Annotated in this window: 28 protein-coding genes; 12 read left to right on the top strand and 16 right to left on the bottom strand. The window is 58.2% G+C overall.

Annotation, left to right across the window (positions count from 1 at the left end):
• Positions 1-33 precede the first annotated feature (33 nt).
• The 3 genes from AC4PS6_RS06755 to AC4PS6_RS06745 form a co-directional block, all read right to left on the bottom strand.
• A complete protein-coding gene (locus tag AC4PS6_RS06755; RefSeq protein ID WP_019821478.1) occupies positions 34-543 on the bottom strand; it encodes a ferritin-like domain-containing protein in 510 nt (169 codons plus the stop codon).
• A 63-nt stretch (positions 544-606) separates the two neighbouring features.
• Positions 607-1,491 carry a manganese catalase family protein gene (locus AC4PS6_RS06750; protein WP_014718025.1) on the bottom strand — a complete coding sequence of 295 codons (885 nt, stop codon included), beginning with the start codon at positions 1,489-1,491 and terminating at the stop codon, positions 607-609.
• A gap of 165 nt (positions 1,492-1,656) precedes the next feature.
• Positions 1,657-1,887 carry a hypothetical protein gene (locus tag AC4PS6_RS06745; RefSeq protein WP_038449749.1) on the bottom strand — a complete coding sequence of 77 codons (231 nt, stop codon included), beginning with the start codon at positions 1,885-1,887 and terminating at the stop codon, positions 1,657-1,659.
• 321 nt (positions 1,888-2,208) lie between these two features.
• On the opposite strand from AC4PS6_RS06745, the gene AC4PS6_RS06740 reads away from it, so the two are divergent.
• From AC4PS6_RS06740 to AC4PS6_RS06730, 3 genes are all read left to right on the top strand, one after another.
• Positions 2,209-2,391: a con-10 family general stress protein gene (locus tag AC4PS6_RS06740; protein WP_003190457.1), complete on the top strand. Its 183-nt coding sequence runs from the start codon at positions 2,209-2,211 to the stop codon at positions 2,389-2,391.
• 248 nt (positions 2,392-2,639) lie between these two features.
• Entirely contained in the window at positions 2,640-2,894 is a 255-nt protein-coding gene (locus tag AC4PS6_RS06735; protein ID WP_014718023.1) for a DUF1652 domain-containing protein, read from the top strand.
• Positions 2,895-2,899: 5 nt separating this feature from the next.
• Positions 2,900-3,178, top strand: coding sequence for a hypothetical protein (locus AC4PS6_RS06730; protein WP_020303212.1), 279 nt, complete (start codon positions 2,900-2,902; stop codon positions 3,176-3,178).
• 19 nt (positions 3,179-3,197) lie between these two features.
• Here AC4PS6_RS06730 and AC4PS6_RS06725 read toward each other — a convergent pair whose 3' ends face one another.
• Positions 3,198-3,698 (bottom strand): CinA family protein, encoded by a 501-nt coding sequence (locus AC4PS6_RS06725; RefSeq protein WP_054895711.1) that lies wholly within the window; start codon positions 3,696-3,698, stop codon positions 3,198-3,200.
• A gap of 122 nt (positions 3,699-3,820) precedes the next feature.
• Between AC4PS6_RS06725 and AC4PS6_RS06720 the strand changes: the two genes are divergently transcribed.
• Complete coding sequence (locus AC4PS6_RS06720) at positions 3,821-4,219, top strand: low affinity iron permease family protein (RefSeq protein ID WP_492180758.1); 399 nt, start codon at positions 3,821-3,823, stop codon at positions 4,217-4,219.
• A gap of 34 nt (positions 4,220-4,253) precedes the next feature.
• On the opposite strand, the gene AC4PS6_RS06715 is transcribed toward AC4PS6_RS06720, so the two are convergent.
• Positions 4,254-5,315, bottom strand: a complete 1,062-nt coding sequence (locus AC4PS6_RS06715) for a M28 family peptidase (protein ID WP_103451827.1) — start codon at positions 5,313-5,315, stop codon at positions 4,254-4,256.
• 192 nt (positions 5,316-5,507) lie between these two features.
• Here AC4PS6_RS06715 and AC4PS6_RS06710 point away from each other — a divergent pair, with 192 nt between their 5' ends.
• The 5 genes from AC4PS6_RS06710 (at position 5,508) to AC4PS6_RS06690 (ending at position 8,694) form a co-directional block, all read left to right on the top strand.
• Positions 5,508-6,272, top strand: coding sequence for an OBAP family protein (locus tag AC4PS6_RS06710; RefSeq protein WP_492180757.1), 765 nt, complete (start codon positions 5,508-5,510; stop codon positions 6,270-6,272).
• An 81-nt stretch (positions 6,273-6,353) separates the two neighbouring features.
• Positions 6,354-7,643: an SDR family oxidoreductase gene (locus AC4PS6_RS06705; RefSeq protein WP_032903514.1), complete on the top strand. Its 1,290-nt coding sequence runs from the start codon at positions 6,354-6,356 to the stop codon at positions 7,641-7,643.
• A gap of 173 nt (positions 7,644-7,816) precedes the next feature.
• Positions 7,817-8,098 (top strand): hypothetical protein, encoded by a 282-nt coding sequence (locus tag AC4PS6_RS06700; protein ID WP_020303208.1) that lies wholly within the window; start codon positions 7,817-7,819, stop codon positions 8,096-8,098.
• Between the two features lie 102 nt (positions 8,099-8,200).
• Positions 8,201-8,458, top strand: a complete 258-nt coding sequence (locus AC4PS6_RS06695) for a DUF6555 family protein (protein ID WP_003190423.1) — start codon at positions 8,201-8,203, stop codon at positions 8,456-8,458.
• Positions 8,455-8,694 (top strand): hypothetical protein, encoded by a 240-nt coding sequence (locus AC4PS6_RS06690; protein WP_019821471.1) that lies wholly within the window; start codon positions 8,455-8,457, stop codon positions 8,692-8,694. The genes AC4PS6_RS06695 and AC4PS6_RS06690 overlap by 4 nt, the downstream gene beginning before the upstream one ends.
• A 258-nt stretch (positions 8,695-8,952) precedes the next feature.
• Here the strand turns inward: AC4PS6_RS06690 and AC4PS6_RS06685 are convergent, their stop codons facing one another.
• Positions 8,953-9,810: an SDR family oxidoreductase gene (locus tag AC4PS6_RS06685; protein ID WP_014718015.1), complete on the bottom strand. Its 858-nt coding sequence runs from the start codon at positions 9,808-9,810 to the stop codon at positions 8,953-8,955.
• Between the two features lie 308 nt (positions 9,811-10,118).
• Between AC4PS6_RS06685 and AC4PS6_RS06680 the strand changes: the two genes are divergently transcribed.
• The gene (locus AC4PS6_RS06680) at positions 10,119-14,264 is read left to right on the top strand and encodes a CheR family methyltransferase (protein WP_492180756.1); all 4,146 of its coding nucleotides are present in this window, start codon (positions 10,119-10,121) and stop codon (positions 14,262-14,264) included.
• Between the two features lie 15 nt (positions 14,265-14,279).
• Here the strand turns inward: AC4PS6_RS06680 and AC4PS6_RS06675 are convergent, their stop codons facing one another.
• From AC4PS6_RS06675 to AC4PS6_RS06640, 8 genes are all read right to left on the bottom strand, one after another.
• Positions 14,280-14,795: a hypothetical protein gene (locus AC4PS6_RS06675; RefSeq protein ID WP_336827259.1), complete on the bottom strand. Its 516-nt coding sequence runs from the start codon at positions 14,793-14,795 to the stop codon at positions 14,280-14,282.
• A gap of 14 nt (positions 14,796-14,809) precedes the next feature.
• Entirely contained in the window at positions 14,810-15,031 is a 222-nt protein-coding gene (locus AC4PS6_RS06670; protein ID WP_003190416.1) for a PLDc N-terminal domain-containing protein, read from the bottom strand.
• Between the two features lie 313 nt (positions 15,032-15,344).
• The gene (locus AC4PS6_RS06665; RefSeq protein ID WP_014718012.1) at positions 15,345-15,731 is read right to left on the bottom strand and encodes a nuclear transport factor 2 family protein; all 387 of its coding nucleotides are present in this window, start codon (positions 15,729-15,731) and stop codon (positions 15,345-15,347) included.
• A gap of 92 nt (positions 15,732-15,823) precedes the next feature.
• On the bottom strand, positions 15,824-16,567 hold the full coding sequence (locus AC4PS6_RS06660) for an SDR family oxidoreductase (protein ID WP_073453994.1): 744 nt from the start codon (positions 16,565-16,567) through the stop codon (positions 15,824-15,826).
• A 44-nt stretch (positions 16,568-16,611) separates the two neighbouring features.
• A complete protein-coding gene (locus tag AC4PS6_RS06655) occupies positions 16,612-17,739 on the bottom strand; it encodes an alkene reductase (RefSeq protein ID WP_073453992.1) in 1,128 nt (375 codons plus the stop codon).
• Between the two features lie 56 nt (positions 17,740-17,795).
• Positions 17,796-18,377: a TetR/AcrR family transcriptional regulator gene (locus tag AC4PS6_RS06650; protein WP_020303201.1), complete on the bottom strand. Its 582-nt coding sequence runs from the start codon at positions 18,375-18,377 to the stop codon at positions 17,796-17,798.
• A gap of 104 nt (positions 18,378-18,481) precedes the next feature.
• Positions 18,482-19,738 (bottom strand): cation:dicarboxylate symporter family transporter, encoded by a 1,257-nt coding sequence (locus AC4PS6_RS06645; protein ID WP_014718008.1) that lies wholly within the window; start codon positions 19,736-19,738, stop codon positions 18,482-18,484.
• Between the two features lie 112 nt (positions 19,739-19,850).
• Positions 19,851-20,276 carry a VOC family protein gene (locus AC4PS6_RS06640; protein ID WP_014718007.1) on the bottom strand — a complete coding sequence of 142 codons (426 nt, stop codon included), beginning with the start codon at positions 20,274-20,276 and terminating at the stop codon, positions 19,851-19,853.
• A gap of 155 nt (positions 20,277-20,431) precedes the next feature.
• Between AC4PS6_RS06640 and AC4PS6_RS06635 the strand changes: the two genes are divergently transcribed.
• Positions 20,432-21,310: a LysR family transcriptional regulator gene (locus AC4PS6_RS06635; protein ID WP_014718006.1), complete on the top strand. Its 879-nt coding sequence runs from the start codon at positions 20,432-20,434 to the stop codon at positions 21,308-21,310.
• 205 nt (positions 21,311-21,515) lie between these two features.
• On the top strand, positions 21,516-22,790 hold the full coding sequence (locus AC4PS6_RS06630; protein ID WP_069868370.1) for a glycoside hydrolase family 68 protein: 1,275 nt from the start codon (positions 21,516-21,518) through the stop codon (positions 22,788-22,790).
• Between the two features lie 207 nt (positions 22,791-22,997).
• Here the strand turns inward: AC4PS6_RS06630 and AC4PS6_RS06625 are convergent, their stop codons facing one another.
• Complete coding sequence (locus AC4PS6_RS06625; protein ID WP_038449729.1) at positions 22,998-24,707, bottom strand: polyurethane esterase; 1,710 nt, start codon at positions 24,705-24,707, stop codon at positions 22,998-23,000.
• 118 nt (positions 24,708-24,825) lie between these two features.
• Positions 24,826-26,073: an MFS transporter gene (locus tag AC4PS6_RS06620; protein ID WP_032905026.1), complete on the bottom strand. Its 1,248-nt coding sequence runs from the start codon at positions 26,071-26,073 to the stop codon at positions 24,826-24,828.

Here is a 26,073-nt window from a genome sequence, read left to right as displayed (position 1 = left end):
ACGCGGCGCCCCCCAAGGGCACCGCACGTGTCATTAACGCTTGGCTTGTGTGTCAGGCGCCTCAGAGCGTTGCAAAAACGCTTGCGTAAGCTCTGGCAAGTGCTCGAGCAACCACTGAGCCATGGCGACTTCCTGGGGTAGAATCTTTTCGCACGCCGCTTGTGTCTCGGCATCACCCGCTGCCTTCGCGGCCGCGATGAGCACCGTGTAGCTGGCCACTTCCATATTTTCAAACACGTAGCCGGCCATCGCGCCCTTGATCACCTCGTCACTCATCAGCGAGCCACCGACCGCCTGACCGAAAGCCATCAGCTTGCCGCCCACGTCTTTAAGGGTCGAAGCACTGCCTCCCAAACGCGTCAGGCATTCGTCAATCAGTTGCTGCTGCCCAAGGGTTTCCTCAATGTGCTCGTCGATTCGCGCCTTGAGTTGGGGGTAATTCTCCAGGCGCTCGGACTGTGCCTTGAGCATTTTCTCGGCCTGTTGCTCCATCGCATGGGCATCACGTAGCCAGTCGAGCAGGTTTTCCTGTGGGGTTGCCATGTCGTTGTCCTCGTCAAGAAAGTCGAAAGCACTGCACGCCCTTCAGCGTGCGGCTGTTCTCAATCAAAGGTCGGGCTTGGGCTTGAGGCCCGCCCCCAGGTCAGCGCCGGTGGTGGGGTCGCTGGTGGGGTCCGAGAGCGTGCGGATTTTCATCGCGCTCAGCACCGCTTCATCGTCGGCGTCCAACTGCACGCTGGCGGTGCCGTCACCGCCATCGACCGCCGGTTGTGGGTTTTCCACAAACTCCCAACCGTCACCCTGGTTCCAGGGCCCGCGCAGGTTCTCCGCGCCTTGGGACATGTTGAAGTACACCTGGGTGAACTCCGGTTTGCCCGGCAACTTGCCCTGGGGAAAATTCGGCTGGATCGCATGCAGCGCTTTTTCGAAGGATATCTGGTGAGCGATTTCCCGCGTCATCAAAAACCCCAGCGCATCTTTTACACCCGGGTCATCGGTGACGTTCATCAACCGCTCATAGACAATTTTGGCCCGGGCTTCGGCGGCGATATTCGAGCGCATGTCTGCGGTGGGTTCACCAATAGTGTCGATGTAGGCGGCGGTCCACGGCACGCCGGCAGAGTTGGTCAAAGGCGAACCCGCCCCGTACAGCAGGCTGGTGATATGCGAGTCATTGCCGGCGCCATTGAGGGCACGATACAACTCGCCCTCCTCTTCCACGCCTTCGGCCATTCGCCCCTTGGCGCCCTTGTTGAGCATGACGATGATGGAGCCGACGATCTCCAGATGGCTGAGTTCTTCGGTGGCGATGTCCATCAGCAAATCTTTGCGCCCCGGGTCGTCTTCCGCCAAGGCTTGGGTGAAGTAACGGGACGCGGCGGCCAACTCACCTTGAGCGCCGCCAAACTGTTCGAGCAAAAGGTTAGCCAGGCCCGGGTTGGGCTCGGCGACACGCACGGTGTATTGAAGTCGCTTGTTATGTAGAAACATGAACAAATCTCCTCAGGCTTACGGAAAAAGGCGCCCTGCTGGAATGCGCGCCTACCTTGCATGGGAAGTGGCCTGCGCGTGGAAAATTTCAAAATAAACCAGCGCATCACGACCAGCGGTAATGCGCTGCAGGCCAAGCGAAACGGCACTTGTAGCGCAGTTCTCTCAATTGGCGCCGTGGTTTTCCGACTCGGGCACGGCGTCGATGCCGGGCGTACCGCTGGCGGGTTTGATGCTGGCGTCAGCGGGTGTTGCGGCGCTGTCGGGATGGTCCCAATCGGTAGTCGCGTTGGGGTCTTCGTCGCGCCCGGCAGTGCCGATGACGCAACCGTCTTCATTGGGTGCGTCTGGATGCTCGAGCGGCCGGTACTGTGGGTTGGATGGGTTGTGTTTCATGGCTGAAAAGCTCCCGTTCACAGGTTAGGAACCTCGTTGGAACCACACCCTTTTTTAGAGTGCGACGAAAAAGACGAATGGCAGGACCGCTAACTAAACCAGCCGTTTCGATCTGATTAATATCAAAGCGCTGGCCGGCAATAAAAGTTATACGAAGCGGCGCATCAACCGCATCTTTGTATAACTTTTTTCAACCAAATTACCGTTCGTCGCCGGTTAGAAAAATCGGTAAAACATTTTTCAAAAAGCCAATATCGGAATAAGTGTCCGTTGCGAAACGGCCAACTAACGAAACGCAAACTTAGCGACTGGAGAACTATCATGACTACAGGTAATAAAAACCCGGGCAACTTTGCCAATGATCGCGAAAAAGCCTCCGAAGCCGGTAAAAAAGGCGGCCAGGCGTCGGGCGGCAACTTCGCCAACGACCGTGAAAAAGCCTCGGAAGCCGGCCGTAAAGGTGGGCAGCACAGCCATGGCGGCGGTCGGAAGTCGGGTTCTTGAGTAACGGTGGGAGGGGCAGCCTGGCTGCCCCTTCAAACCCAATAGTTTGAACAGGCTACACCTTATAATCCCCCCTCATCCTGCCCGCTTGATTTAACAACGAGCGAACCTTCAGCCCAAGTTTCAAGTAGAGGCTTTCGACGCAAAGTTGTGGACGACCCTTCTTACAAAGCTATCACCTTGCCAGTATTTACGCCCCGTCATTATGAGCTAGCCTTACCGCGCTGAGTCCTTTATGCGGTGAACTCATGGATACGTTAACGAAAGCCGAAATCGAAACGGCCCTGTCCGCTCGCCTTCCCAAGTGCGCGGTCAAGTGCGCACTCAACGCGGACGGCAGCCTTTCAGTCACTGTAACGGCGCACGGTATGGACCAATTCACCATCGCCAACATCAACCGCGCCCACTACCACGGTGTTTCGGGGATCAACCGGCTTGTGCGGGAAATACGTGAAGAAATGGTCATCGCCAGACAGTCTTTCTGGCTGTCATCGGTGGGGTAACAGATATGCCAGACGCTACTGACGCAACGCTGCAACCGGTCAACATTCAATACCTGCATGACACGCTGTTCGGTGTGAACACGCTCGCCAGCGAATGCATGGGGCAACTTGTGCGCACTGCGCCCGGCGTGCAGTTGCGGCTTGCACCGCCATGGCCAAAGCTATTGCCGAAGGCCCACTGGATTAGCTTTGAATGGAATGGTCAGGCCTATCGTGGCGTGGTGCAGGAGGCTGAATCCTTGACCAACGGCGACTTGCTGATGGACATCGAACCGCAGCCGTAAACGCGCACACTTGGCAGCATTAGGCGCGTTCACCGACCATCGCCCGTTGGTGAAAATGCGGCAGCCATTTCAATGCATGAAGAGACGCGGCCAACTGCACCTGCTCACGAGAACCCATAAAGCGTTCCTTGCGACTGAACACACTCAGTGCCCCGCCGTTTCGATAGGCCCAGGCAAAACAGACAGTGCCTGGGGGAATGCCATCAATTCCATCCGGCCCCAGCAGGCCAGTGGTGGCGACCGCCACATCAGCGGGGCTGTCGCGCAGCGCGCCTTGGGCCATTTCCTGGGCGACCTCACAGCTGGTGAGATTGAAGGTATCGATGGTATAGCGACGCACGTTCAACAGCCGCTGTTTCGCTTCTGGCGAATACACCACGTACCCGCTTTCGATCCACGAACCGCTGCCGTCGACCTGCGAAAGCAAGGTGATGATCTTGCCTGCGGTACACGACTCCGCCGTCGTGATGACCAACTGATGGTGCTTGAGGTATTCAACGATAGAAGCAGCGACCGACATGCTGAGTGCTCCTGTGCAAGAGGGATTTGCTCATTGATTTTTGTCAAAAAAAACGATTTGTAAAAAAGAATTTCGAAATTCTGCTGGGGTCTACAGAGGAACATCCCCCAGGAGACAGCACCATGAAGTTCGCGAAATTCTGCCAAAAACTCTCCAACCAGGCGGGCAGCTCAAAAACCTTTCTGACAGCCGTCAGCTTGATTGCTGTTTGGGCGCTCACCGGGCCTTACTTTCATTACAACGACACCTGGCAGTTAATCATCAACACCTCCACTACCATCATCACCTTCCTGATGGTGCTCCTGATCCAGAATACCCAGAACCGTGACAACGATATTCTTCATCTGAAACTGGACGAGCTGATTCGTGCCACCAAAGAAGCTCACAATGCGGCGTTAAGCCTGGATAAGCTTGGGTCGCGGGAGTTGCAAAAATTGCGCGAGCAATACAGCAAGCTGGGGCAACCCAATGCGGCCGATGAAATCAGGCAGGAGACAGATTCTCCAAGCGGCCCAATCTGAGCCCCACGCCGGTCAGCGTACCTTGCACCGTCTATCAGGCTGCAAGGTACTCGGCCAATGTCGCGGCACAGGCCTGCAACGCCCCATCCAGAATCAATTCATAACCATGGGTATTTTCCGTTGGAATGGCCAGGCAGCCGGCGCGGGCGCAGGTCCCGTTACTCATGACCGCACTGGCATCCGAAGCGAAATCCACCAACAGCGCATATTGGGGGCTGTAGCCGCAGCGCTCTGCGGCAGCCGCCAGGTCGTTGACCACCGCCCGGGTGTAATAGCCTTTCTGGTCCCCCGTATTGATGATCGGGTCGACGGCCAGGCGCGTGCCGTATTCCTGCATGACCGGCCCCACCTCCACCGCGATGGTGGTGTCGCCGGGTAGCGTCGACGCGGCATACATTGCCCCGGCATTGCACTCCTCTTCGAGCGTGGTGAATACCAGATAGACATCCCTGGCCAACGCCTCCCGGCGCGAAGCCAGCAGCTGGGCTGTATGCAGAACGGCAGCAATCGGGGCGCGGTCATCCAGAAAATGCGCGGCAATGGCATCGCCCACTTGGAAGGGCTCACGCCAATGACGGCTCAGCACCACACGGCTTCCGGGCCGAATGCCGTACTCGCACAATGCCTGGGCAGTGCATCGCGTGATCACATGAACGTCGTTCCAGTGCACATCGCCCGAGAGCACATCAGCCCCTTGTGCCGTATTACTGGTGGCGTGCATCGAGCCAAAGGACAGCACGCCAGGAAGGATGCGTGCGTCCCCCAGGATATCCACCGGGCACACGCCAAAGTTGACCGGGTTGGCCCCACCCAGCGCCGTCACCCGCAACGTGCCATCCGCCTCGACGCGTTTAACCACCATGGCGATTTCATCCATATGTGCCATGACTTTAACCGCACCGGCAGGCTCGGCATCGTTGTGCTTGCCCTTGATCAAACCCACCACATTACCCGCCCGATCGACCCAGGCCTCATCGCACAACGGCGTCAGGCTTTCCAGGCAAATGGCGCGCACCTCGTCTTCCTGACCGCCCGGCCCGCGTGCCCGGAGCAATTGGGTAAGCAGCGTCGACGCTCGATTTTCAGTCTTGTGCATGGGATGAACACCTCACTGGCAGGTAAGCAATTGCGCTGTCAGCGCCTCTATAAAAAACGACCTGATGAATGAGTGAGTGTTCAACTCAAAGCATTTTGAACGCCCTGTACGCGCGTCTTTCCAACGAGAACAGGATCAGCCCTGACGCAGATCATCGAATGTGACCACACCGGCAACAGGAGGCAGCCGACCATGACTGACACCTCAACCCATCGAGTGACAAAATCCCTATCCGCCGCAGTTGCGCTGTCCCTGCTCAGCGCCTGCGCTGGCAACAACTCACCTTCGAATGTCGAGGCACCTGGGAAGCCGACAACGCCTTCGACCCGAACGCTGGAAGCCGGCGCCGCCCTGCTGCAATCACGCCCACCGATTGATGCCCTGAACGCCTACCTGGACGGTTTTCACTTCTACAACGGCCATCCCGATGTGCAAATGGAAGCCCATCACTACTGCGCAATCCTCAACGAGGAGGTCATCCAGTGTGTGATCTACGACGGCAACCGCAAGGATGCCAAGTTGATGGGCGTGGAGTACATCATCAGCGAGGCGCAGTTCAACACGCTGCCCGCGCCTGAAAAGGCGTTGTGGCATAGCCATGTGCATGAAGTGAAGTCAGGGCAACTGGTCGCGCCGGGCATTCCTGAGGCGGCGGAACATGCGCTGATGGAGAAGCTGGTGCACACCTACGGCAAGACCTGGCACACCTGGCATACCGATCTGGATAAACGCCTGCCGTTAGGCGTGCCTCAGTTGATGATGGGGTTTACCGCAGACGGCCAGGCTGACCCGCGTATGGTCGCCGAACGAGATAAACGACTGGGCATCGACAGTGCCGACAAGAAAAAGACGCGTGCCGATATCCCCGCGCCGCCCATCGCACCCGGCGCGGACGCGTGGCGCCAGGGCACGGTTATCCAGATCGCCGACCCGACCCTCAAGGCCCATCAACATTGACACCGCCATTCAGTCATTTGGATTGAACGATCATTTGCGGGCCCTTCTCTACCCCAAGACCAGCCAAAGGAGGATGTCATGATGATTGATACCGCAACCGGAATGAGGCCTGGCGAGCGATACGCCGTGGAAAACCTGGAGCGCACACCGAACTTCAGCGGGTTTTTCCTGGACGGAAAGTACTACCTGGGCCCTGAACTGATGACAGCAGTCGGATGGCTTGAGGGCCAGACGTTTATCTATGATGAGCTCGACGCCACAGGCGAACCGGTATTTCCCGACCGCGTCGCTGGCACCCTCGAGAACCTGACCCTGGTACTGACTGACGGTACCCGCTTGCAACTGCACCCGGTGCCCGTCCACGTGCCCGAGGATTCGCCTGGCGTCATGCAGGCCAAGGGGAAACTGCACGGCAAGACCGTGGTGATCACCGGCGCCTCCAGTGGCATTGGTCGCGCGGCTGCTCACGCCTTTGCCGAGCAAAGTACCCGCTTGGTATTGGCGGCCCGAGATGAAAAGGCCTTGGGAGAGGTCGTCGAGGAATGCGCTGCGCGTGGCGCCGAGGCCATCGCCGTTAAAACCGATGTAACCCAGGGCGACCAGATGCGCGCCCTTGCCGAACAAGCGGCGGCCTTCGGCAATGGCCGCATCGATATCTGGATCAACAATGCCGGAGTAGGCGCCGTCGGCAGTTTCGAGGACACGCCCCTGGAAGCCCACGAACAGGTGCTGCAAACCGACCTGCTCGGGTACCTGCGCGGCGCCCACGTGGCGTGGCCCTATTTCAAAGCCCAGCACCGCGGCACTCTGATCAACACCTTGTCGCTGGGCAGTTGGGTAGCCCAGCCCTATGCCGTCGCCTACTCGGCCAGTAAATACGGCCTGCGCGGCCTGACTGAGGCACTGCGCGGCGAGCTGACTGACTACCCGGATATTCATGTGTGCGACATCTATCCCGCCGTGATGGACACACCGGGCTTTCGCGATGGCGGCAATTTTACCGGCCACGAGTTGACGCCACCGCCACCGGTCTACGACCCACATAAAGTCGCGCAAGCGATGGTGGCCTGTGCGCTGCAACCGAGGGACAGCACCACGGTAGGCAGCGCTGCCACCGTGGCCCGCGTCGCGCATTTTTTGCTGCCCGGCTTTGCCCGGTTATCCGGTTGGCTCACCCGCCTCGGCCTGGAGCGCAGCCAGCGCGCCGCGACCTCTACGGGCAACCTCTACACCCCGGCAAGCGGCGAACGTCGTGTCGAAGGCGGCTGGCGGCAAACCCGCCGTACGCCCTATGGGATGGTTGCAATAGGCGCAGCGCTGCTAGTGGGCGGCGTTGTCGTTGCGCGCAAATATTCGGCTCGTCACAAATGAAAACGGGGCAAACCCCGAATAGCAGCCAGTCAAGCACAACTCCTCTGTGGGAGCGGGCTTGCTCGCGAAGGCGTCGGTCCATTAAACATTGATGTGACTGATCCACCGCTTTCGCGAGCAAGCCCGCTCCCACATTTGATCTTCGTTGTTCCCTTTACATGAGGTAACCCAGCATGTCTTACGACTACCAAGGTATTGCCAGTGTCATCACTGCCTCGCGCCATCTTGGAACACCCTCAGATGAACGCCTTAACGAATCAAAAAACATTCAAATGACCAGTAGCGGTAAACCGACCATCGCGCGCCTGGACTTTGACACGCCAATGGATTGGCCTGGCAATCCCAACTTTATCACCGTCAATTTGCCCGACGGATCCTCCGTCAGCGGTGTCATCGCCGAGCTGCAACGCCCGGCCGATGGGCCCGGATGGGTCACCTTTACGGTAGATGATTAGGCTTCATCCATGCCTTGCGCCCAGTCATCGAATTGTCGGACAACTTATTTGAATTATTTTTGACGTCAAATATCTGTAGTTCATGAGTATCAAGGAGGCCTCATGAAACACAACGACCTATTCACTATCGAGTACCAGCTGCATGGCGAGCCCAAGTCCTTCATCGTGCGCGCACCGCGCATGGACAATGCCGAGGCTTGGCATTGGGCCAGTTGTGACGCTGGTGTGGCGGTGATCCCCAAATTTGGGCAACACACGTTCAAGCGTGTGTCCAAACCGATGGCGGAGAAATACGGCATTACCCAGGTGCGCTGGAGTGGCGCGGCACAGATTCAATGGGCGGAGGGCCTCAGAGGATGAACAGTCAGACTCTTGGTTACACAACTACAAACAGGCGGGACGACGAGGTCACGCGAAACGCCGAGATGTTCTTCGAAGCGGATCGATTGGACGCGTTGGCGTACGAGATTATTGAGTCCTACAGCGGCGATGCGCAGACGTGGGCGCGGTTTACCGAGGCGAAGAAACGTGCGGATGCGCAGCGTACAGTGGCCTATCGGGAGTGGATGCGAATTCATCGTTCCAAGCGCAAATAACGTCAGCCTGCGATAGCGGCCTGACAACCCATCAGGATGTCAGGCCGAGTGTATATCCCCTCGCGTTCACGCCCCTGACTCAGGGTCTGTCGAAGGCCCTCCGGGAGCAACACCGCCTTGCTCCTTTGCCTGTTGTCCGCCTGCCGGTGCCTGCGATTTATCGTTTCGCTTAGCCGCCGGCGGGCGCACCTTGCGCTCAGAAGGATTCGGCTCGTGGTGCTTCGAGGCTTCGCTCATACCGCCCTCCTCAATCACTGATCAAAGTATCGGCTTGCCACCCGTCACGCCGTAGCGTTCGCCGGAGATGTAGCTGCCTTCATCCGACGCCAGCAGCACATAGATCGGCGCCACTTCCACTGGCTGGCCTGGGCGTCCCAATGGGGTGTTGCCGCCAAAGTTTTTCACCATGTCCGGCGTCATCGTCGAGACGATCAACGGCGTCCAGATAGGCCCGGGTGCCACGCTGTTGACGCGAATCCCCCGCTCGCCGAGCATCTGCGCCAGGCCGGCGGTGAAGTTGGCAATCGCGCCCTTGGTGGCCGCATAGGGCAACAGGCTGGGGTTGGGCATATCGGAGTTGACCGAGCTGGTGTTGATGATCGAACTGCCTTCGGCCATATGCGGCAGCGCGGCCTTGCAGATGCGAAACATCGCGGTGATGTTGACGTTGAAGGTTTTCACCCAGTCCTCGTCGGGGATGTCTTCCAGCGATTGATAGGTCATCTGGAACGCTGCGTTGTTGACCAGCACATCGATGCGGCCGAACTTCTCCACGGTGTCGTTGACGATGGCCGTGCACTGCGCCGCATCGCCCAGGTCGCCGGGCAGTAACAGGCATTGACGACCCGCCGCCTCGACCCAGCGTGCGGTCTCCTTGGCGTCTTCATGTTCATCCAGATACGACACCGCCACGTCCGCGCCTTCACGTGCGAAGGCAATGGCCACGGCCCGTCCGATGCCGCTGTCGGCCCCGGTGACCAAGGCGATTTTATTGGCGAGCCGGCCCGAGCCTTGGTACGACTGCTCACCGCAATCGGGCATCGGGTCCATCTTGCGCTGCTCACCGGGTACGGGCTGTTGCTGGGCGTTGAAGGGTGGTTTTGGATAGCTGTTCATCAGAACGTCTCCTGGGTGGGTTTCTCTTTGCGAGGGTTCGCCAGGAAGCGAAGTTCAGACGGATTTTCAGAAAATCGGATAACCGTGCAACCGCGATGGCCACTCGTCAGTTTGATTAAACCTTCCGCAGGTTGCGCGCCTCAACCGGCAGTAAGTGGTCCGTCGAATGACCGGGTGGCTTCAAGGCTTTTTTTGTTGGCAGCAGGTTTTCAGCTATATTTCACTGTCGGTTCAGCCCTCGCCCACGTTGTTCAAATTCTTCCCCCTACACCCGTCTTCCTGTGCGCCGTTATCCAAGGTTGGTATTTATGAAGTCTGCCCCCCCGCGGTCCCCCAACGTTCCGCAACGCAAAGATCTGACCCCCAGTAACTTGAATTTCCCGGTGGTGGGTATCGGTGCCTCGGCGGGCGGGCTGCAAGCCGTGAAAGCGTTCTTCGAGCACATGCCCAAAGACTGCGGCATGGCCTTCGTGGTGGTCCTGCATCTTTCGCCCGACCATCAAAGCGTGGCAGACAAGATCATCCAGGAAACGACCCGCATGCCGGTGTCGCAGGTCAATGACGCCACGCCCATCGAAAAGAATCACGTGTACGTCATCTCCCCGGCGCAGCTCTTGAAGATGAACGATGGTTACCTGGCGGTCTCGCCTGCCGTGGGCGAAGGTGGATCGCACATTGCCATCGACCTGTTTTTTCGCGACCTGGCAGACACCCATAAAGAACGCGCGTTTTGCCTGATCCTGTCTGGTACCGGCTCAGACGGTGCGGTAGGGCTGTCGCGGATCAAAGAGCAAGGCGGTATCACCCTGGTACAGGCGCCGGAAGACGCCGAGTACGATGGCATGCCGCTGGCGGCCATCGAAACCCAGATGGTCGACCTGGTGCTGCCGGTGGTGGAAATGCCGCAAAAGCTGCTGGAACTGTGGCGCAATGCCCAGTCGATTGTGCTGCCCACCGCCAACGACCCTGAGATCAAGACCATCCCACCCAGCTCCGAACGCGATGCCGCCGTGGCCGAGCAGCTGTTGCTGGATATTCTGATCCAGTTGCGCGCCAGTACCGGGCATGACTTCAAGCATTACAAACGCGCCACGGTGTTGCGTCGTATCGAGCGGCGCTTGCAGGTCACGGCTCAACCCGACCTGGCCACCTATTACAACTTCCTCCAGGCCAACCCGGACGAAACCAAGGCGTTGCTGGGCGACATGCTGATTGGCGTGACCAACTTCTTCCGCGACCGCGAGGCCTTCGAAGCCCTTGAGCGGGACGTGATCCCCAACCTGGTGAAGTCACTGGAAGACAGCGTGCCGCACCGTGAGGAGGTGCGCATCTGGTCGGCGGGTTGCTCCACCGGCGAAGAGGCCTACAGCCTGGCGATGCTGGTGGCCGAGCAACTGGCGCTGGACGCCAGCGGTGCAAAGATGCAGGTGTTTGCCACCGATATAGATGAGCGGGCCATTACCCATGGCCGCAACGGCGTGTACCCCGAAGCGATCATCACCGACGTACCGCCTCAACGGTTGCGCCAGTACTTTGCCAAGGAGAAGAACCAGCACTACCGGGTGCGCAAGGAAATTCGCGAAAAGGTGCTGTTCGCCAAGCACAGCCTGTTGGCCGACCCACCGTTTTCGCAGATCGACCTGATCGTGTGCCGCAACCTGTTGATCTACCTGGACCGCGAAGTGCAACGCGACATCCTGCAAATGTTCCACTTCGCGTTGCGCCCCGGAGGTTACCTGTTTCTCGGCTCCTCGGAGTCGGCCGACGGCTGCCTGGACCTGTTTGTACCGGTGGACAAGCGCAACCGCATTTTCAGGGTGCGTGCCGGCTCGTCCGCCGTGCGTCGCGCCCCGACCATGCCGCGAGGCGGCTACCTGCGCCCGAGCGCCACGACGCTGGCGATTGAAACCAAGGCGCCCAGCAAGGTCTCGTTCGCGGACATCCATCTGCGCGCTCTGGAAAAAGCCGCGCCGCCCAGCGTTATCGTGAATATGCAGGCCGATATCCTGCACATGAGCGAAGGCGCAGGTCGATTCCTGCGCTACGTGGCCGGCGAGGTGACGCACAACCTGCTGACGTTGGTGCATCCCGATTTACGCCTCGATATCCGCACCACCTTGTTTCAGGTCCAGCAATCGAATAGCCCGGTGTCTTCGCGCAAGATCCGCATCCAACGCGAGCAAGGCCCCTTCCTGGTGGACATCAGCGCCCGCCCCTACCGCGATGAAGCGACCGAAAACGACTACGTGCTGGTGATCTTCCAGGAAACCGCCGTCGACCCGTTGCTGCCCGACATCGACACGGTCACCCAGGCCGAAAACGCGATCATGAGCAACCTGGAGCGCGAGCTGCAACGCACCAAGTTGCACTTGCAGGACACCATCGAACAGGCGGAAGTCTCCAGCGAGGAACTCAAGGCCTCCAACGAAGAAATGCAGGCCGTCAACGAAGAACTGCGCTCGGCCACCGAGGAGTTGGAAACCAGCAAGGAAGAGTTGCAGTCGATCAATGAAGAACTGCTGACCGTCAATTTCGAGCTCAAGACCAAGGTGGAAGAGACGGACAAGGTCAACGATTACCTGACCAACCTGATCGCGTCCACCGACATCGCCACGGTCTTCGTCGACCGCAACATGCGCATCCGTTGGTTCACGCCACGGGCCACGGATATTTTCAGTATGTTGCCGGTGGACACCGGACGCTCATTGCTGGACATCACCCACCGCCTCAATTACCCGCAAATGACCGAAGACGCCGCCACCGTGTTTGAGTCCCTGAGCTTGATCGAGCGGGAAATCAGCAGCAACGACGACCGCTGGTACATTGCGCGGTTGCTGCCTTACCGCTCCAGTGAAGACCACATTGATGGCACCGTGCTGACCTTCATTGATATCACCAAGCGGCGTCAGGCCGAAGAGGAACTGCGCCTGGGCGAGGAGCGCATGCGTCTGGTTGCCGAGAGCACCCATGACTTTGCCATCATCATCCTCGATGACCATGGCGCCATCACCGACTGGAACACCGGTGCCGAACTGATCTTCGGCTACACCAAGGACGAGGTGCTGGGCGCTTACTACGATCTGATTTTCTCCCCGGAAGACCGCACCGCTGGCGTGCCGGAGAAAGAACTGCGCACCGCCCGCGAACATGGGCGTGGCGAAGATGAACGCTGGCATGTGCGCAAGGACGGCAGCCGCTTCTATTGCAGCGGCGAGGTCACCCAGCTCAAGAGCAATAGTTTGCGCGGCTACGTCAAGATTGCCCGGGACCTTACCGGCCACAAACGCACCCAGGACGAACAGAATCAGCGCTTGAAGGAAACCCAGACCAACAGCCATCTCAAGGATGAGTTCTTCGCGGTGATGTCCCACGAACTCAAGCATCCGTTGAACCTGATCCAGCTGAACGCCGAACTGTTGCGGCGCTTGCCCGCCACCAAGGTCGCGGGCCCGGCCATCAAGGCGGTCAATACCATCTGCGAAGCGGTGTCCAGCCAGGCGCGGATCATTGACGACCTGCTGGATGTCGCCCGGGTTCGCACGGGCAAGCTGAAGCTGAAAAAGCAACCGATCGACCTGATTCGCACCCTCAAGGACATTCATAGCGTGGTGCTTGCCGACGGTCATCGTCGCCAGGTCAGCCTTCAAACCCCTTCGGTGCCGGGCCCGTTGATCGTTGACGTAGACCCGACGCGCATCGAGCAAGTGATCTGGAACCTGGTCAACAACGCCCTGAAATTCACCCCCGAAGACGGCCAGGTGCAGTTGGTGGTCAGCCGCTCGGACGGGCGCGCGCAACTGGACGTCATCGACAGCGGCGCGGGCCTGGCCCAAGAAAGCCTGGAAGAAATCTTCGACCTGTTCGGGCAAGCGGAAAACCAGCACCAGACTCACCAGCGCGAAGGCCTGGGGATTGGCTTGTCGTTGGTGCGGCAGCTGGTGGAGGCCCACGGCGGTTCGGTGAGCGTGCATTCGCGAGGGTTGGGCTTCGGTTGCACCTTTTCGATCTGGTTGCCGCTGTGCGAACAGCAGGATCATCTGCTGGATAGCGGCGCTACCCAGAACGAAGATCAGCGCCTCAATGGCCTCAAGGTGTTACTGGTCGATGATTCAGCCGAAGTCCTTGAGGTGCTGAACATGCTGCTGGAAATGGAAGGCGCCCAAGTGAGCGCCTTCAGCGACCCGTTAAGCGCACTTGAAACAGCCCGGGATGCCCAGTACGACGTGATTATTTCGGACATCGGCATGCCGAAAATGAATGGCCATGAGCTGATGCAGAAGCTGCGTAAAGTAGGCCACCTTCGACAGGCTCCCGCCATTGCATTGACCGGCTACGGCGCAGGCAATGACCAGAAAAAGGCGACTGAATCAGGCTTTAATGCGCATGTCAGCAAGCCCGTGGGCCATGATTCGTTGATCTCCTTGATCGAAAAACTGTGCAGCTCACGCCGTTAGGGTCGGGGCTGACGGTCAAGGGTAAATAAACTGAGAAAAGCGCACGGACGCCCCTGTGGGTCGCGACACCTGGGTATCCACGCTGCCCACCGTGTCGCTGCGCAAGGTCAGGTACAGCACGGCCTGGCCAGCACTGTCACTCAGCATCCAGACGCTTACACCCTCCCCGGCCGCCCTGGCCTTGAGCGGCTGAGGCTGCAGCATCTCGATATTGAAGCCGCGCAGCAGTTCACCGCTCAACTCGACCTCCAGGGGTTCTTGGGCCTTGCCTTGCAGATGAACCACCAGCCCATCGGAGGCGCCATTGCGCAAAAAGCGTTGGTACTCCACGCGCAACTGTCCATCGGCACTGCGCACTTGGCGGGTGCTCAGCGGCCCGCTGGAAAACAGGCCCGCCAGGCTCAGCCCCATCAGCACCAGCAGCGCGTACCAACCCACCCTTTCAAAGCGCCAGACCTTGCGCTGCAAGGCCATATCTTCCGGTACCGGGTAGTTGCGGCCCTGTAAGTCGTCGGGGTCTGGGTTGTTCATAGCGCAGCCCGGACTCAGCCCTTGCTGTGCTCGGGAGAAGACGGCCCCTTGGTGACACCCCTTGGGCCGGCAATCGCCCATATCGCGGCGCCCAGGAACGGCAGGACCACGACTACCGCACTCCAGCCTGCCTTGCTCGCCGAGGCGTTATCGCTGCGCCAGATGCTGTTGATGATCCACGCATCAAGCAGTACGAGGATCACTGCCAGGCCTATCCAGAAGTAAGTGGTTTGCATGATGCACCTCCAGGTTATGTAACTTTGGGTGCACAGGCGCAGGCAGGGTTCATTATTTTTAAGGGCCTACCGTTGGACTCATCGCCACTGAGCAAGCAGACACCCAACAGCCCCATCGGACTCGCCGTCTTCGACGCTGCTTTTGACAATCGCAGGGTGCCATTGCTGGATCTCACCAAACTTCTTCATCACGCTCCAGGCGCGTTGTGCACGGCGTTCAAAACAGCGGAGAATTCAACCATTGGCATCGTATGACCCTTTGAATAGACAGCCCGGCGATCCCGACATCAGGGGTGCCGGGATCGGTTGATGCTTACGCGTCGAACTGGTGATACACCTTGGCAATCACCTTCCAGACACCCTCAATTTTGATCAGTGTCAGGTAGTCGTTGTAATCGGCGCCAATCGCATCGTTTTCCATATCGACACGTACTACTGCGGTGCTCGGCGTAATTGCCAATACGTCAAGGCGAGTGGTGATTTGGGGGGCGCCGCCGTTCTTCGCAACGAAATCAAACAGCTTGTTGATCGGGCCGCCGAGCAACTCGCCATTGGTGAACCCATACATCACTGCGTCTTGATGGAAGGCTTGTGCAACGCTTTGAGCATTACCGGTACGCAGACCTTCCACGTACTGATTGGCTGTGGCGATGACAGCGTCGTACTCGTGGGTGGGTACTGCCTTGATATTCTTCGACATGCTTGTTTTTCCTTTCATGGGGGATGAGATGCCACACCGCTCGCCTGACATAGCCGAGGGGTCTTGCTGAATGAGTCAATGACCGCCGCCCGCTACCAATCCTGGCGCGTCGGCGAGATGATCAAGTCATTGACGGTGACGTTTTCCGGCTGGTTGAGCGCGTAAATCACTGCACGGGCGACATCGTCAGGCCCAATTGCAATCCGGTTCAGCGCCTGGGCAGCCTTGCGTCCCTGCGGATCACTGACCTTGTCCGCCCACCCTGTATTGATGACGCCAGGGCTGATCGTGTTAACGCGAATACCGTGCTGCACGCCGAGTTCTTTGCGCATGGACTCGGTCATGGCCTGGACGAAAAACTTGGTCGCACTGTAGACACCCGCAGACGGCCCTACCTGATGCCCCGCAACAGAGTCCATATTGAGAATCTGCCCGGACTTCTGTTCCAACATGAACGGCAATACTGCAGCCGTCATGTTGAGGTAACCCTTGATGTTCACATCGATCATCTTTTCCCAATCCTGCACGGCCAGATCAACCCAACGGGAAAAAAGCATCAGGCCAGCGTTGTTCACCAGAATGTCGATGGCGCCGTATGTTTCACGGGCAAACCTGGCAAGTGCCTGGGTTTGATCCGGTTGAGTCACATCAGTAGTAAACGCGACCACCTCACTTGCGGCCTCGCGCAGGTCAGCGACGAAAGACTCCAACGCCTCTTCATCAAGGGCGGCGGCAACCACGCGTGCACCTTGCGCTACCAGCGCCCGGGTGGTTGCCGCGCCGATGCCTGAGGATGCGCCCGTGACGATGGCTACCTTGTTTTGCAGGTAATTCATGTTCAATACCTTTTTGCAATGAATGCTATTGCGACGCCTGCGCCTTAATTAGCGCGGGACCTTGCTATTGAGGCGTCAGCGGTTGGCCAATCGATGTAACCTTTTGCACCCCCGCCGTAGTAACTCTCGCGTGGAGCGATGGTCAGCTCAACACCGCGACGCAGACGCTCGACGAGGTCGGGGTTGGAAATGAACAAGCGACCAAATGCAACCGCATCGATCCGGCCCTGCGCCCGGCGTTCGATTGCCATCGCCAGGTCATAGTTGTTATTGCCTATGAATGGCCCTTCAAACTGGGCACTCAGTGCATCCAGGTCCACGCCTTCGGGCACGGTGCGGGAGGTCGCCGTGGCGCCTTCAACAAAATGCAGGTACGCCAGGTTCAATTGATTGAGCTGCTGGATCAGGTAGCCATAAGTCGCCATGACATTGCTGTCAGGAGGCGTATTACCGGCATCAGGGGTCACCGGTGAAAGGCGAATACCGACACGGTCGTTACCCCATATCGAAACCACGGCTTCGGTGACTTCCAAGGTCAGTCGCACCCGGTTCTCAATGGAGCCACCGTATTGATCGGTGCGTTTGTTCGTGGAATCACGCAGGAATTGATCGAGCAGATAGCTGTTGGCCGAATGCACTTCTACGCCATCAAAACCGGCTCGCTTGGCGTTCTCGGCGGCCCGCTTGTATTGCTCGATGATCCCTGGGATCTCCGAGGTTTGCAGCGCACGAGGCGTCGACACCTCGACAAAGCCATTTTCGGTGTAGGTGCTACCTTCAGCCTTGATCGCCGAAGGCGCTACGGGGGCATCGCCGTTGGGTTGCAACTCGACACTGGAAAAACGCCCCACGTGCCACAACTGACTGACAATTTTGCCGCCCGCCGCGTGCACTGCGTCGGTGACCTTTTTCCAGCCGGCCACCTGTTCTTGCGACCAGATTCCCGGAGTCATGGCATAGCCACGTCCTTGGGCAGAAATGTTCGTCGCTTCGGCAATGATCAAGCCGGCACTGGCACGTTGAGCGTAGTAAGTGGCGTGCATTTCATTTGGCACACCGTCGTCGGCCATCCGGCTACGTGTGACGGGCGCCATGACTATCCGGTTAGCCAATTGCAGCGCCCCCAGATGCATGGGAGAAAAAAGGTCGGTATCCGTGGTGATATCGGTCATAAAGCCTCTCGATAAATTAGACCGGTCGTCTAGTAAAGTGGTAAAAAAAAACGCCCCTATGCCAGCAGGCGCTTACTCGTGTTCAGCGCTGTTTCGAAAGCAGCCGTTGTGTTTCGCACCTTCACTAACAGTGAAGCCCCAAGCCACAGTTGATACAACGATTCAGCCAATGTCTCGGCGTTCTGGGTCGACGTGATGGAGCCATCGGCCATCCCCTGTTCAACACACCGGGTGATCCTCTGGATAATCAGTGCGGTGCCCTCTTCAAGTACGCTGCGCATGTCCTCCGAGAGGTCACACACTTCTGCGCCGAGTTTCACCACCAGGCATTTCTCCTCGGGATGATCGAACGCCTGTGTCTTCGCCCAGTAACTCAGGTAGCCAATCAGCCGCTCGGCGCCAGTCCCTTGCGCTGCCATGACGATGTCTACCCGACCGATATACTCTTGGAAATACTCTTCCAGTAGTGCCTGGCCGAACTCCTCCTTGGAGCGGAAGTAGTGATAAAACGAGCCCTTGGGCACGCCCGCCGTCGTCAATACTTCCATAAGACCGACGGCGGTATAGCCCTTGTGGGTCATCAGTGTCTTCGCTACATCGATGATGTGCTGTCGCATGTCCAGATTAGATTTTTTCATAATGACGAGAGCCTATCCAAAACTAGACCGGTCGTCTACAAAACATTAGCAATACCTGACGAATGACCTCCTGCGTTCTCGCCTATCGTTGCTCCTGCAAACGACTAGACCCGTGCGGCTGGATAATCCGTTGAAGGTCTGAGCTCGACCTTTTCCCACTTGGCGATGACTAACGGCGCAATGGCATTGCCCAACACGTTCAACGTAGTGGTACCACTGTCGATGATCCTGAAAATGCCAGCGATCAACGCGACGCCTTCCAGTGGAAGACCTGCTGAGGCCAATGTCGCTGACAAGATGATGATGGCGAAACCTGGCACCCCTGCTGCGCCCTTGGAAGTCAGCACCATGGTCACCACCAACAGGATCTGCTGGGATAACGACAGGTCGATGCCATGGAGTTGCGCGACAAAGATCGTCGCCACCCCAAGAAAAATCGACGCACCATCGAGGTTGAACGCATACCCCACCGGCACCACGAAACTGACGATCCGACGCGGCACGCCGTAACTTTCCATTTTTGTCATCAACTGCGGCATCACTGCGGCTGAGGCGGCACTTGAGAATGCGAGCATCAACTCATCGCGCAAGTACCGGATCAACTTGAAAATGTTTTCGCCTATCAAGTAACAGATACCGCCAAGTACCACCAACGCGAAAACAATCAGCGCCAGGTACACAACACCAATCAACTTGAGCAATGGCAACAAGGAAGCGAAACCAAACGTCGCCACGGTCGCGCCGATCATGCCGAACACACCCACAGGCGCATAAGCCATAACCATGGAGACAACCTTGAACATCGCATCGCAAACACTTTGAAGCAGTGCGATGACCGGTGCGTTTTTCTCTTTCGGCAAGGCGTTCAATGCCAGGCCGAACAGCACGGCAAAAAACAACACCGACAGCAACTTCCCCTCCGACATCGCAGCCAATACGTTATCGGGCACGATGTTCTGCAATATTACCAGCGCTCCTTTCGGCGGCTCCAGCGTGATGGATGCGGCACCGTGCGAAACACCGGAAATATCGGTACCTGTTCCCGGTTCGAAGATATTTGCGAAACACAAGCCTATGACGACGGCCAGCGCGGTAATCGCAAAGAAATAACCGAGCGAGCGCACACCCATGCGGCCAAATGACTTGCTGTCTGGGCCACCTGCAATGCCCAGAATCATGCAGCAGAACACGATTGGCACAACGACCATCTTCATCATCTTGATAAAGATGTCACCAAGCGGTTTCAGAACCTGCACGCTGACCCATGCCTGATAGAGCGGATGGGTATTGAAGTACCAACCGACAAGCACGCCAAGCGACAGCCCGGCAACGATTTGCCACACCAAGGGAATACGTTTCATGTCTAGCCTTCTTGTTGGAATGAAAGGTCTGCGTTATCAGCAGTTGCTAGAGTCATGAGCTTGCAGCTCACGTGAGCCCCCATGGCACAGCTCAGCTGTGCCATGGGTGTTCTTATTTCGCGAAGAGCTGGCCCATATCCTTGAACGCCTTGAATTCAAGAGCATTGCCGCAAGGATCAAACAGGAACATGGTGGCTTGCTCGCCAACCTGACCTTTGAAACGAATGTACGGTTCGATCACAAATTCGGTACCAAACGACTTCAGTCGCTCGGCCAGCGCTTCCCATTGCTCCCAACCCAGAATGATGCCGAAGTGCGGAACAGGAACATCATGACCATCGACCGGATTGCTATGAACACTTTCTTGAGAGGCGGTTTTGGGATGCTCGTGAATCACCAGTTGATGACCATAGAAATTGAAATCGACCCATTGAGTGCTGGACCGCCCTTCTTCTAAACCAAAAACCTCACCGTAGAAGGTCCGTGTTGAAGCCAAGTCGTAAACAGGTATTGCGAGGTGGAATGGCGAGAGGCTCATCAGATCTCCAGTGCTTTTTTTGTGGGTTTGGCGAACATTCCCCCGTCATTGCCTCGCTTGGCTCAGCCGTTGGCGGGAATGGAAAACATCGTAGGACGGAAAACCCAACATAAAAATCAATATATATTTCTTAGAAACACAATTAATATTTATGAATGATCAAAGAACTCAAGACACTCATCGCTGTTGCGCGGGAAGGCACTTTTGCCGCTGCCGGCAACAGAATCGGCCTGACCCAGGCCGCTGTGAGCGCGCAAATCCAGCGCCTCGAAGCTGAACTGGGCGTCGAAATTTTCGACAGAAAGGGACGCTCTGCGCATCTCAATAGAATGGGCCACCAGGTACTCTTGCAAGCTCAGGAATTGCTCAATCTTTACGACAACCTGGGCTCCTCGACAATGGGACAACCCACCCACGAGCGGGTGACTATCGGCGCTATCGCGTCGGTGCAGCGCTCATATTTGCCCGAATCGCTGGCCAGGTTTCACCAGCAATGCCCGCAATGTCGCACGCGAGTCATTCCAGGGCTGTCGATGGAATTGGTCAACCTCGTCGACGCTGGCGAGATCGACATGGCCACCATCATTCGCCCGCCCTTCTCGCTCCAGAGTGACCTGCACTGGACGACTCTGGCGCAGGAGCCCTACCGGCTGATCGTCCCATGCGAAGTGCCCGGTGAAGACTGGTCGGCACTGCTGTCCAGCCATCCTTTCATTCGCTATGACCGCTCATCGTTCGGCGGCAGGCAGGTTGATCGTTTTGTGCGGCAGATGCATTTCACGCTGCATGAGGTGTGCGAACTGGATGAGCTGGAGGCCATCCTTCAATTAGTCAAAAAGGGCGTAGGCGTCGCATTGGTGCCGCAAACGTGCAGAGATCCGGAGTGGCCTATGGGTGTTCGAGCACTCGATCTGGGCATACACACCTTTCACCGGGATATCGGACTCATACACCGTTCTCGCCAAAGCCTTACCGAACCCGTGCGGATGCTGGCTGACCTGATCAGTGACCAGTTCATGCGTGGCTTGAACTAACCACCCTCTCGCTCATGGCCATCACTGCGCCACGCCAATGGAATAACTTCTGTAAACGGGACAAGGTGAAACGTATCAGCTGAATGAAAAACTCAAAAAATGCATAAATGCATTTTTATCCTTGACCCACAGATCCGAGTCTTTTAAATTCGAATCACTGTATATAAATACAGTGACTTGAATCCCTACATGGACGAGGTTTTCTATGAAAAACACCCCTTCGAAATTTGGAAAAACACCCCATCAACCCAGCCTGTGGACCCGAGCCGATGCGCTTAAAGTGCGTGCGGACGACCCCACCACCACCCAGCCACTGGTCAGTGCGAACTTCCCGGTATTGAGTGACGAGGTTTTTATCTGGGACACCATGCCGCTGCGTGATATCGACGGCAACATCACCTCCGTTGACGGCTGGTCGGTGATCTTCACCCTCACTGCGGATCGCCACCCGAACGACCCGCAATACCTCGATCAGAATGGCAACTACGACGTCATCCGCGACTGGAACGATCGCCATGGCCGGGCAAAGATGTACTACTGGTTTTCTCGCACTGGCAAAGACTGGAAGCTCGGCGGCCGAGTGATGGCTGAAGGGGTTTCACCCACCGTGCGCGAATGGGCTGGCACACCGATCCTGCTGAACGAACAAGGCGAAGTGGACCTGTACTACACCGCCGTCACGCCCGGCGCGACCATCGTCAAGGTGCGTGGCCGCGTGGTGACCACCGAGCATGGCGTCAGCCTGGTGGGCTTCGAAAAGGTCAAGCCGCTGTTCGAGGCGGACGGCAAGATGTACCAGACCGAAGCGCAAAACGCCTTCTGGGGCTTTCGCGATCCATGGCCGTTTCGCGACCCGAAAGACGGCAAGCTGTACATGCTGTTCGAAGGCAACGTGGCCGGCGAACGCGGCTCGCACAAGGTCGGTAACGCCGAAATCGGCGACGTGCCACCCGGCTATGAAGAAGTCGGCAACTCGCGCTTCCAGACCGCCTGCGTCGGGATCGCCGTGGCCCGCGACGAAGACGGTGACGACTGGGAAATGCTGCCACCGCTGCTGACCGCGGTCGGCGTCAACGACCAGACCGAACGCCCGCACTTTGTGTTCCAGGACGGCAAGTACTACCTGTTCACCATCAGCCACACCTTCACCTACGCCGACGGTGTAACCGGCCCGGACGGGGTATACGGATTCGTCGCCGATTCGCTGTTCGGCCCGTATGTGCCGTTGAACGGCTCTGGCCTGGTACTGGGCAACCCGTCCTCCCAACCGTTTCAGACCTACTCGCACTGCGTCATGCCCAACGGCCTGGTGACCTCCTTCATCGACAGCGTACCGACCGACAACACCGGCACGCAGATCCGTATCGGCGGCACCGAAGCACCGACGGTGGGCATCAAGATCAAAGGGCAGCAAACGTTCGTGGTCGCCGAGTATGACTACGGTTACATCCCGCCGATGCTCGACGTTACGCTCAAGTAACGGAGGCTATGAGGTAGCGGGTTTGAGCTCGATGACAAACCCGCGGTAGATATCCGCTGCTCCCGTGGCGGTCTGACAGCCGCCATCGCAGGCAAGCCAGCTCCCACATTTTGGTCCGTGGGGCGTCAGGTAGGTATGTGTCGGCTGAGGGGCCGTCACGGGAGCAAGCTCACTCGCCACAGGTTCAACAGCCCATTGTGTGGGTATTCAGGAAATATAAATGCCTGCACCATTGAGTTGAGTCATGTTCACGCCAACCAACGTCACCGAGTTGTCGCCAAAGGACAACAGCGCATTGTCCTCGAACATCGAGACATGGGAACGGTAATCGTATTGCTGGCCCAGGTCAGGAATCCCCATGAACACCAGCTTATCGCTGGCCTGGTAGCCCTCGACCCGATCATTGCCAAAGAGGCCGTTGAACAGGAAAGTGTTGCTGCCCCCGCCCGACACCATCAGGTCATTGCCTGCCCCGCCGACGAAAACATTACTACCCTGCCCACCGATCAAATGATCGTCGCCGCCCAGACCGAACAACCATTCCCCCGCAGCATGAGCGGTGAGGACATTGTCCTGCGCATCGCCGTTGGCAGAGGCCGTGTAGGGCGTCAAGGCTGTGCCGGCCAGCAGGCCTTGGCCGGTTACGTTATAGGTGACGTCGTGGGTGCCCCAGGGGATTGAATTCCACATGATGTAGGACTGCTCTTGGCTCACCAATGCACCGATATCGCGGGTCATACTGATGCCGCCATAGGCGTCGTTGATGTAGAGCGTGCCATCGCCATCGTTGGCAAAGCCGAAGCTGGCCAGTGGCTTGTGCAGTTCGAAGACGTTATCGCCCTGCCCGCCCAGCAGGATGTTGTAGCCGCCATCATCGCGAAAACGATCATGACCGGCGCCGCCTTCCAGGAAGTCGTTGCCGACACCGCCCTTGAGCAGGTCGTTGCCCTCGGTGCCGAGGATGAAGGTATTGCCAGTGTGTTTTTCAGCGTAACGGTTCAGGTCTTGTACCCAGGTGGTTTCACGCGCAGCCTCGGTCAGGCTGGAGACCACGATGGTCGAATCCTTGCTGGTCAGGTCGTAGAACTCGGAGGACGCGATACGCCCCAAACCTTGGATGTAACCGTCCAGGGAGTGAGCCTTGGCCACGCCCCAATTCAGACTATTAGGTAAATGTGCCGAGAACGACGCGTAATTATCGGTAAAACTGACGAGGTTGTTGGCGGCCGCATCCCAGCCCCGGTCGTTGCCCCAGAAGAGTGCCGAGGTATTGATGCCTTTGCCATCAATGGCTTTGAACACCGGGTCATTTTCATAGCCAATATTCAACACCGGGGTATCACCCGAGCGTTGAGCGGGTGAGGCAAAGGTTACGTAGTTGGCATCCTGATAAAAGCCGCCCCAGTGATCGTGGCTCAAGGTCGCCAGGCTGTTGGCGCCCAGTGCGCCGAGGCTATGGCCGGTGACCAGGATATCCTTACCGCTCAAGCCCTGGCTCGCGGCGTAACGAGCGACGTTTTCGAGCAAGGCGCTGAAGGCGAACTTGGCGTAATTGGCGGCGTATCCAGGCAGTGCTGCGGCCGCCAGGTCGCTGGCCACGTCGCCCGCGCCATCCCAGGTCAAGCCAAAGGACGTGCCACGAAAGGCAATCCCCATGGCGATCAGCCTGCCAAGCCCATCGTACTGCCCCAGAATCTCGACGTTGGCCGAAGGGGCCAAGGCGGTCTCGCCCCAGAAGGTGCCTTGCTTGTCCACATGCTGCGTCACGCCCAGGGCCTGCGCACCGATAGGCGCCCAGCCACCGGTTGCCAGGGGTTGGCCGGTGGAGTCATACGCGTACTCGGATAAAGCCAAGGCGTTGCTCAGCAGCGCCTTGGCGGGGTCGCCCTTCATGCCCTTGTAATCGAAAACGCCCATGCCCTTGGTCCCTTTTCAGATGACGTGCCAGATGGCCTCGATTCGGATGCCCGGGGTCGATTGAGTGCGGGTCACGGGGGACTGTCAAGGGTTACCTAGAAATTCAATAGTGCTCATTTTATTGAGCGCTAGCCCTCCCCGCATTGACGACATGGACAGAAGGCACCCGGACACGCAGCGCAATCAGCAACGCAGCCAGCAACATCAGCACCGCCGCCGCTATAAATACGCCCGCGCTGCCACCGAGGCTGAACACTGCACCGCCAGCGGCGGCGCCCATGGCGATGGCGGACTGCACAGAGGCCACCACCATACCCCCGGCGCTTTCCGCCTGGTCAGGTACCGCGCTGGCGACCCAGTTCGACCACGCCACCGGCACACCGCCAAAGGCCAAGCCCCAGATTGCCAGCAGTACCGCCTGCCCCGGCAACGAGGGTGGCAACAGCACCAACGCCAGTGCTGCAACCCCGACCAGCGCAGGCATTAACACCAGAGTGGCCAGCGGGCGGTGCTCCAGCAGCCTGCCAGCCAACAGCGTGCCGAAGAAGTTCGCCACACCGAACCCCAGCAACATCAGCGACAGCCCTTGCGAGCCGATGCCGGTAGTACCTTCAAGAAATGGCCGAACGTAGGTGAACATCGCGAAGTGACCGCTATGCACCAGCACACAACCGAACATCCCCATGGCGATGCCTGGGCGCTGCAACACGTCGAAAACCGTGCGCAGACGTGCCGGCCGGCGCGGCGCGAGGCGCGGTAAAGTCAATGACTGAAACGCCAGGGTCACCATGCCTACCGCCGCCGCTGCAAAGAACGCGCTGCGCCAGCCGTATAGCCCGCCCAGATAGCTGCCCAGTGGCACGGCAACGACCGTCCCGATGGCAATCCCACTGAAAATGATCGACAGCGCCCGAGGCAACAAAGCACTCGGCACCAAGCGCATCGCCACCGCCGCAGCCATGCTCCAGAACCCGCCCAGGGCAATCCCCAGCAAGATGCGCATCAACAGCAGCACCGCGAAGCTGGAAGAAACGGCGACCAACAGATTGGAGGCAACCATCAACGTGGAAAACCCCAGCAACACCCAACGTCGGTCGATGCCGCGGGTCAGGCCTGGCACCAACAAACCGGCGAACAACGCTACCACTGCTGTCACCGTTACCGCCTGGCCAGCCAGCGCTTCGGACACGCCCAGATCAGTCGCCATCAGTGTTAACAAACTGGCCGGAAGGTACTCCGCAGTCAGTAATCCGAACACTCCCATTGCCAGTGAGAAGACGGCCATCCACGCGGGGGCCGCAGGCTCTGCCTCCGAGAAGGCGCCGGGATGGCGGTTGGATACGGCGTCACATACACAGTCAGTCAT

The sequence above is a fragment of the Pseudomonas sp. DW-iso17 genome, from assembly GCF_058725345.1.
The sequence above is the reverse complement of the archived record's forward strand: the minus strand, read 5'-3'. Positions and strand labels throughout refer to the sequence as shown.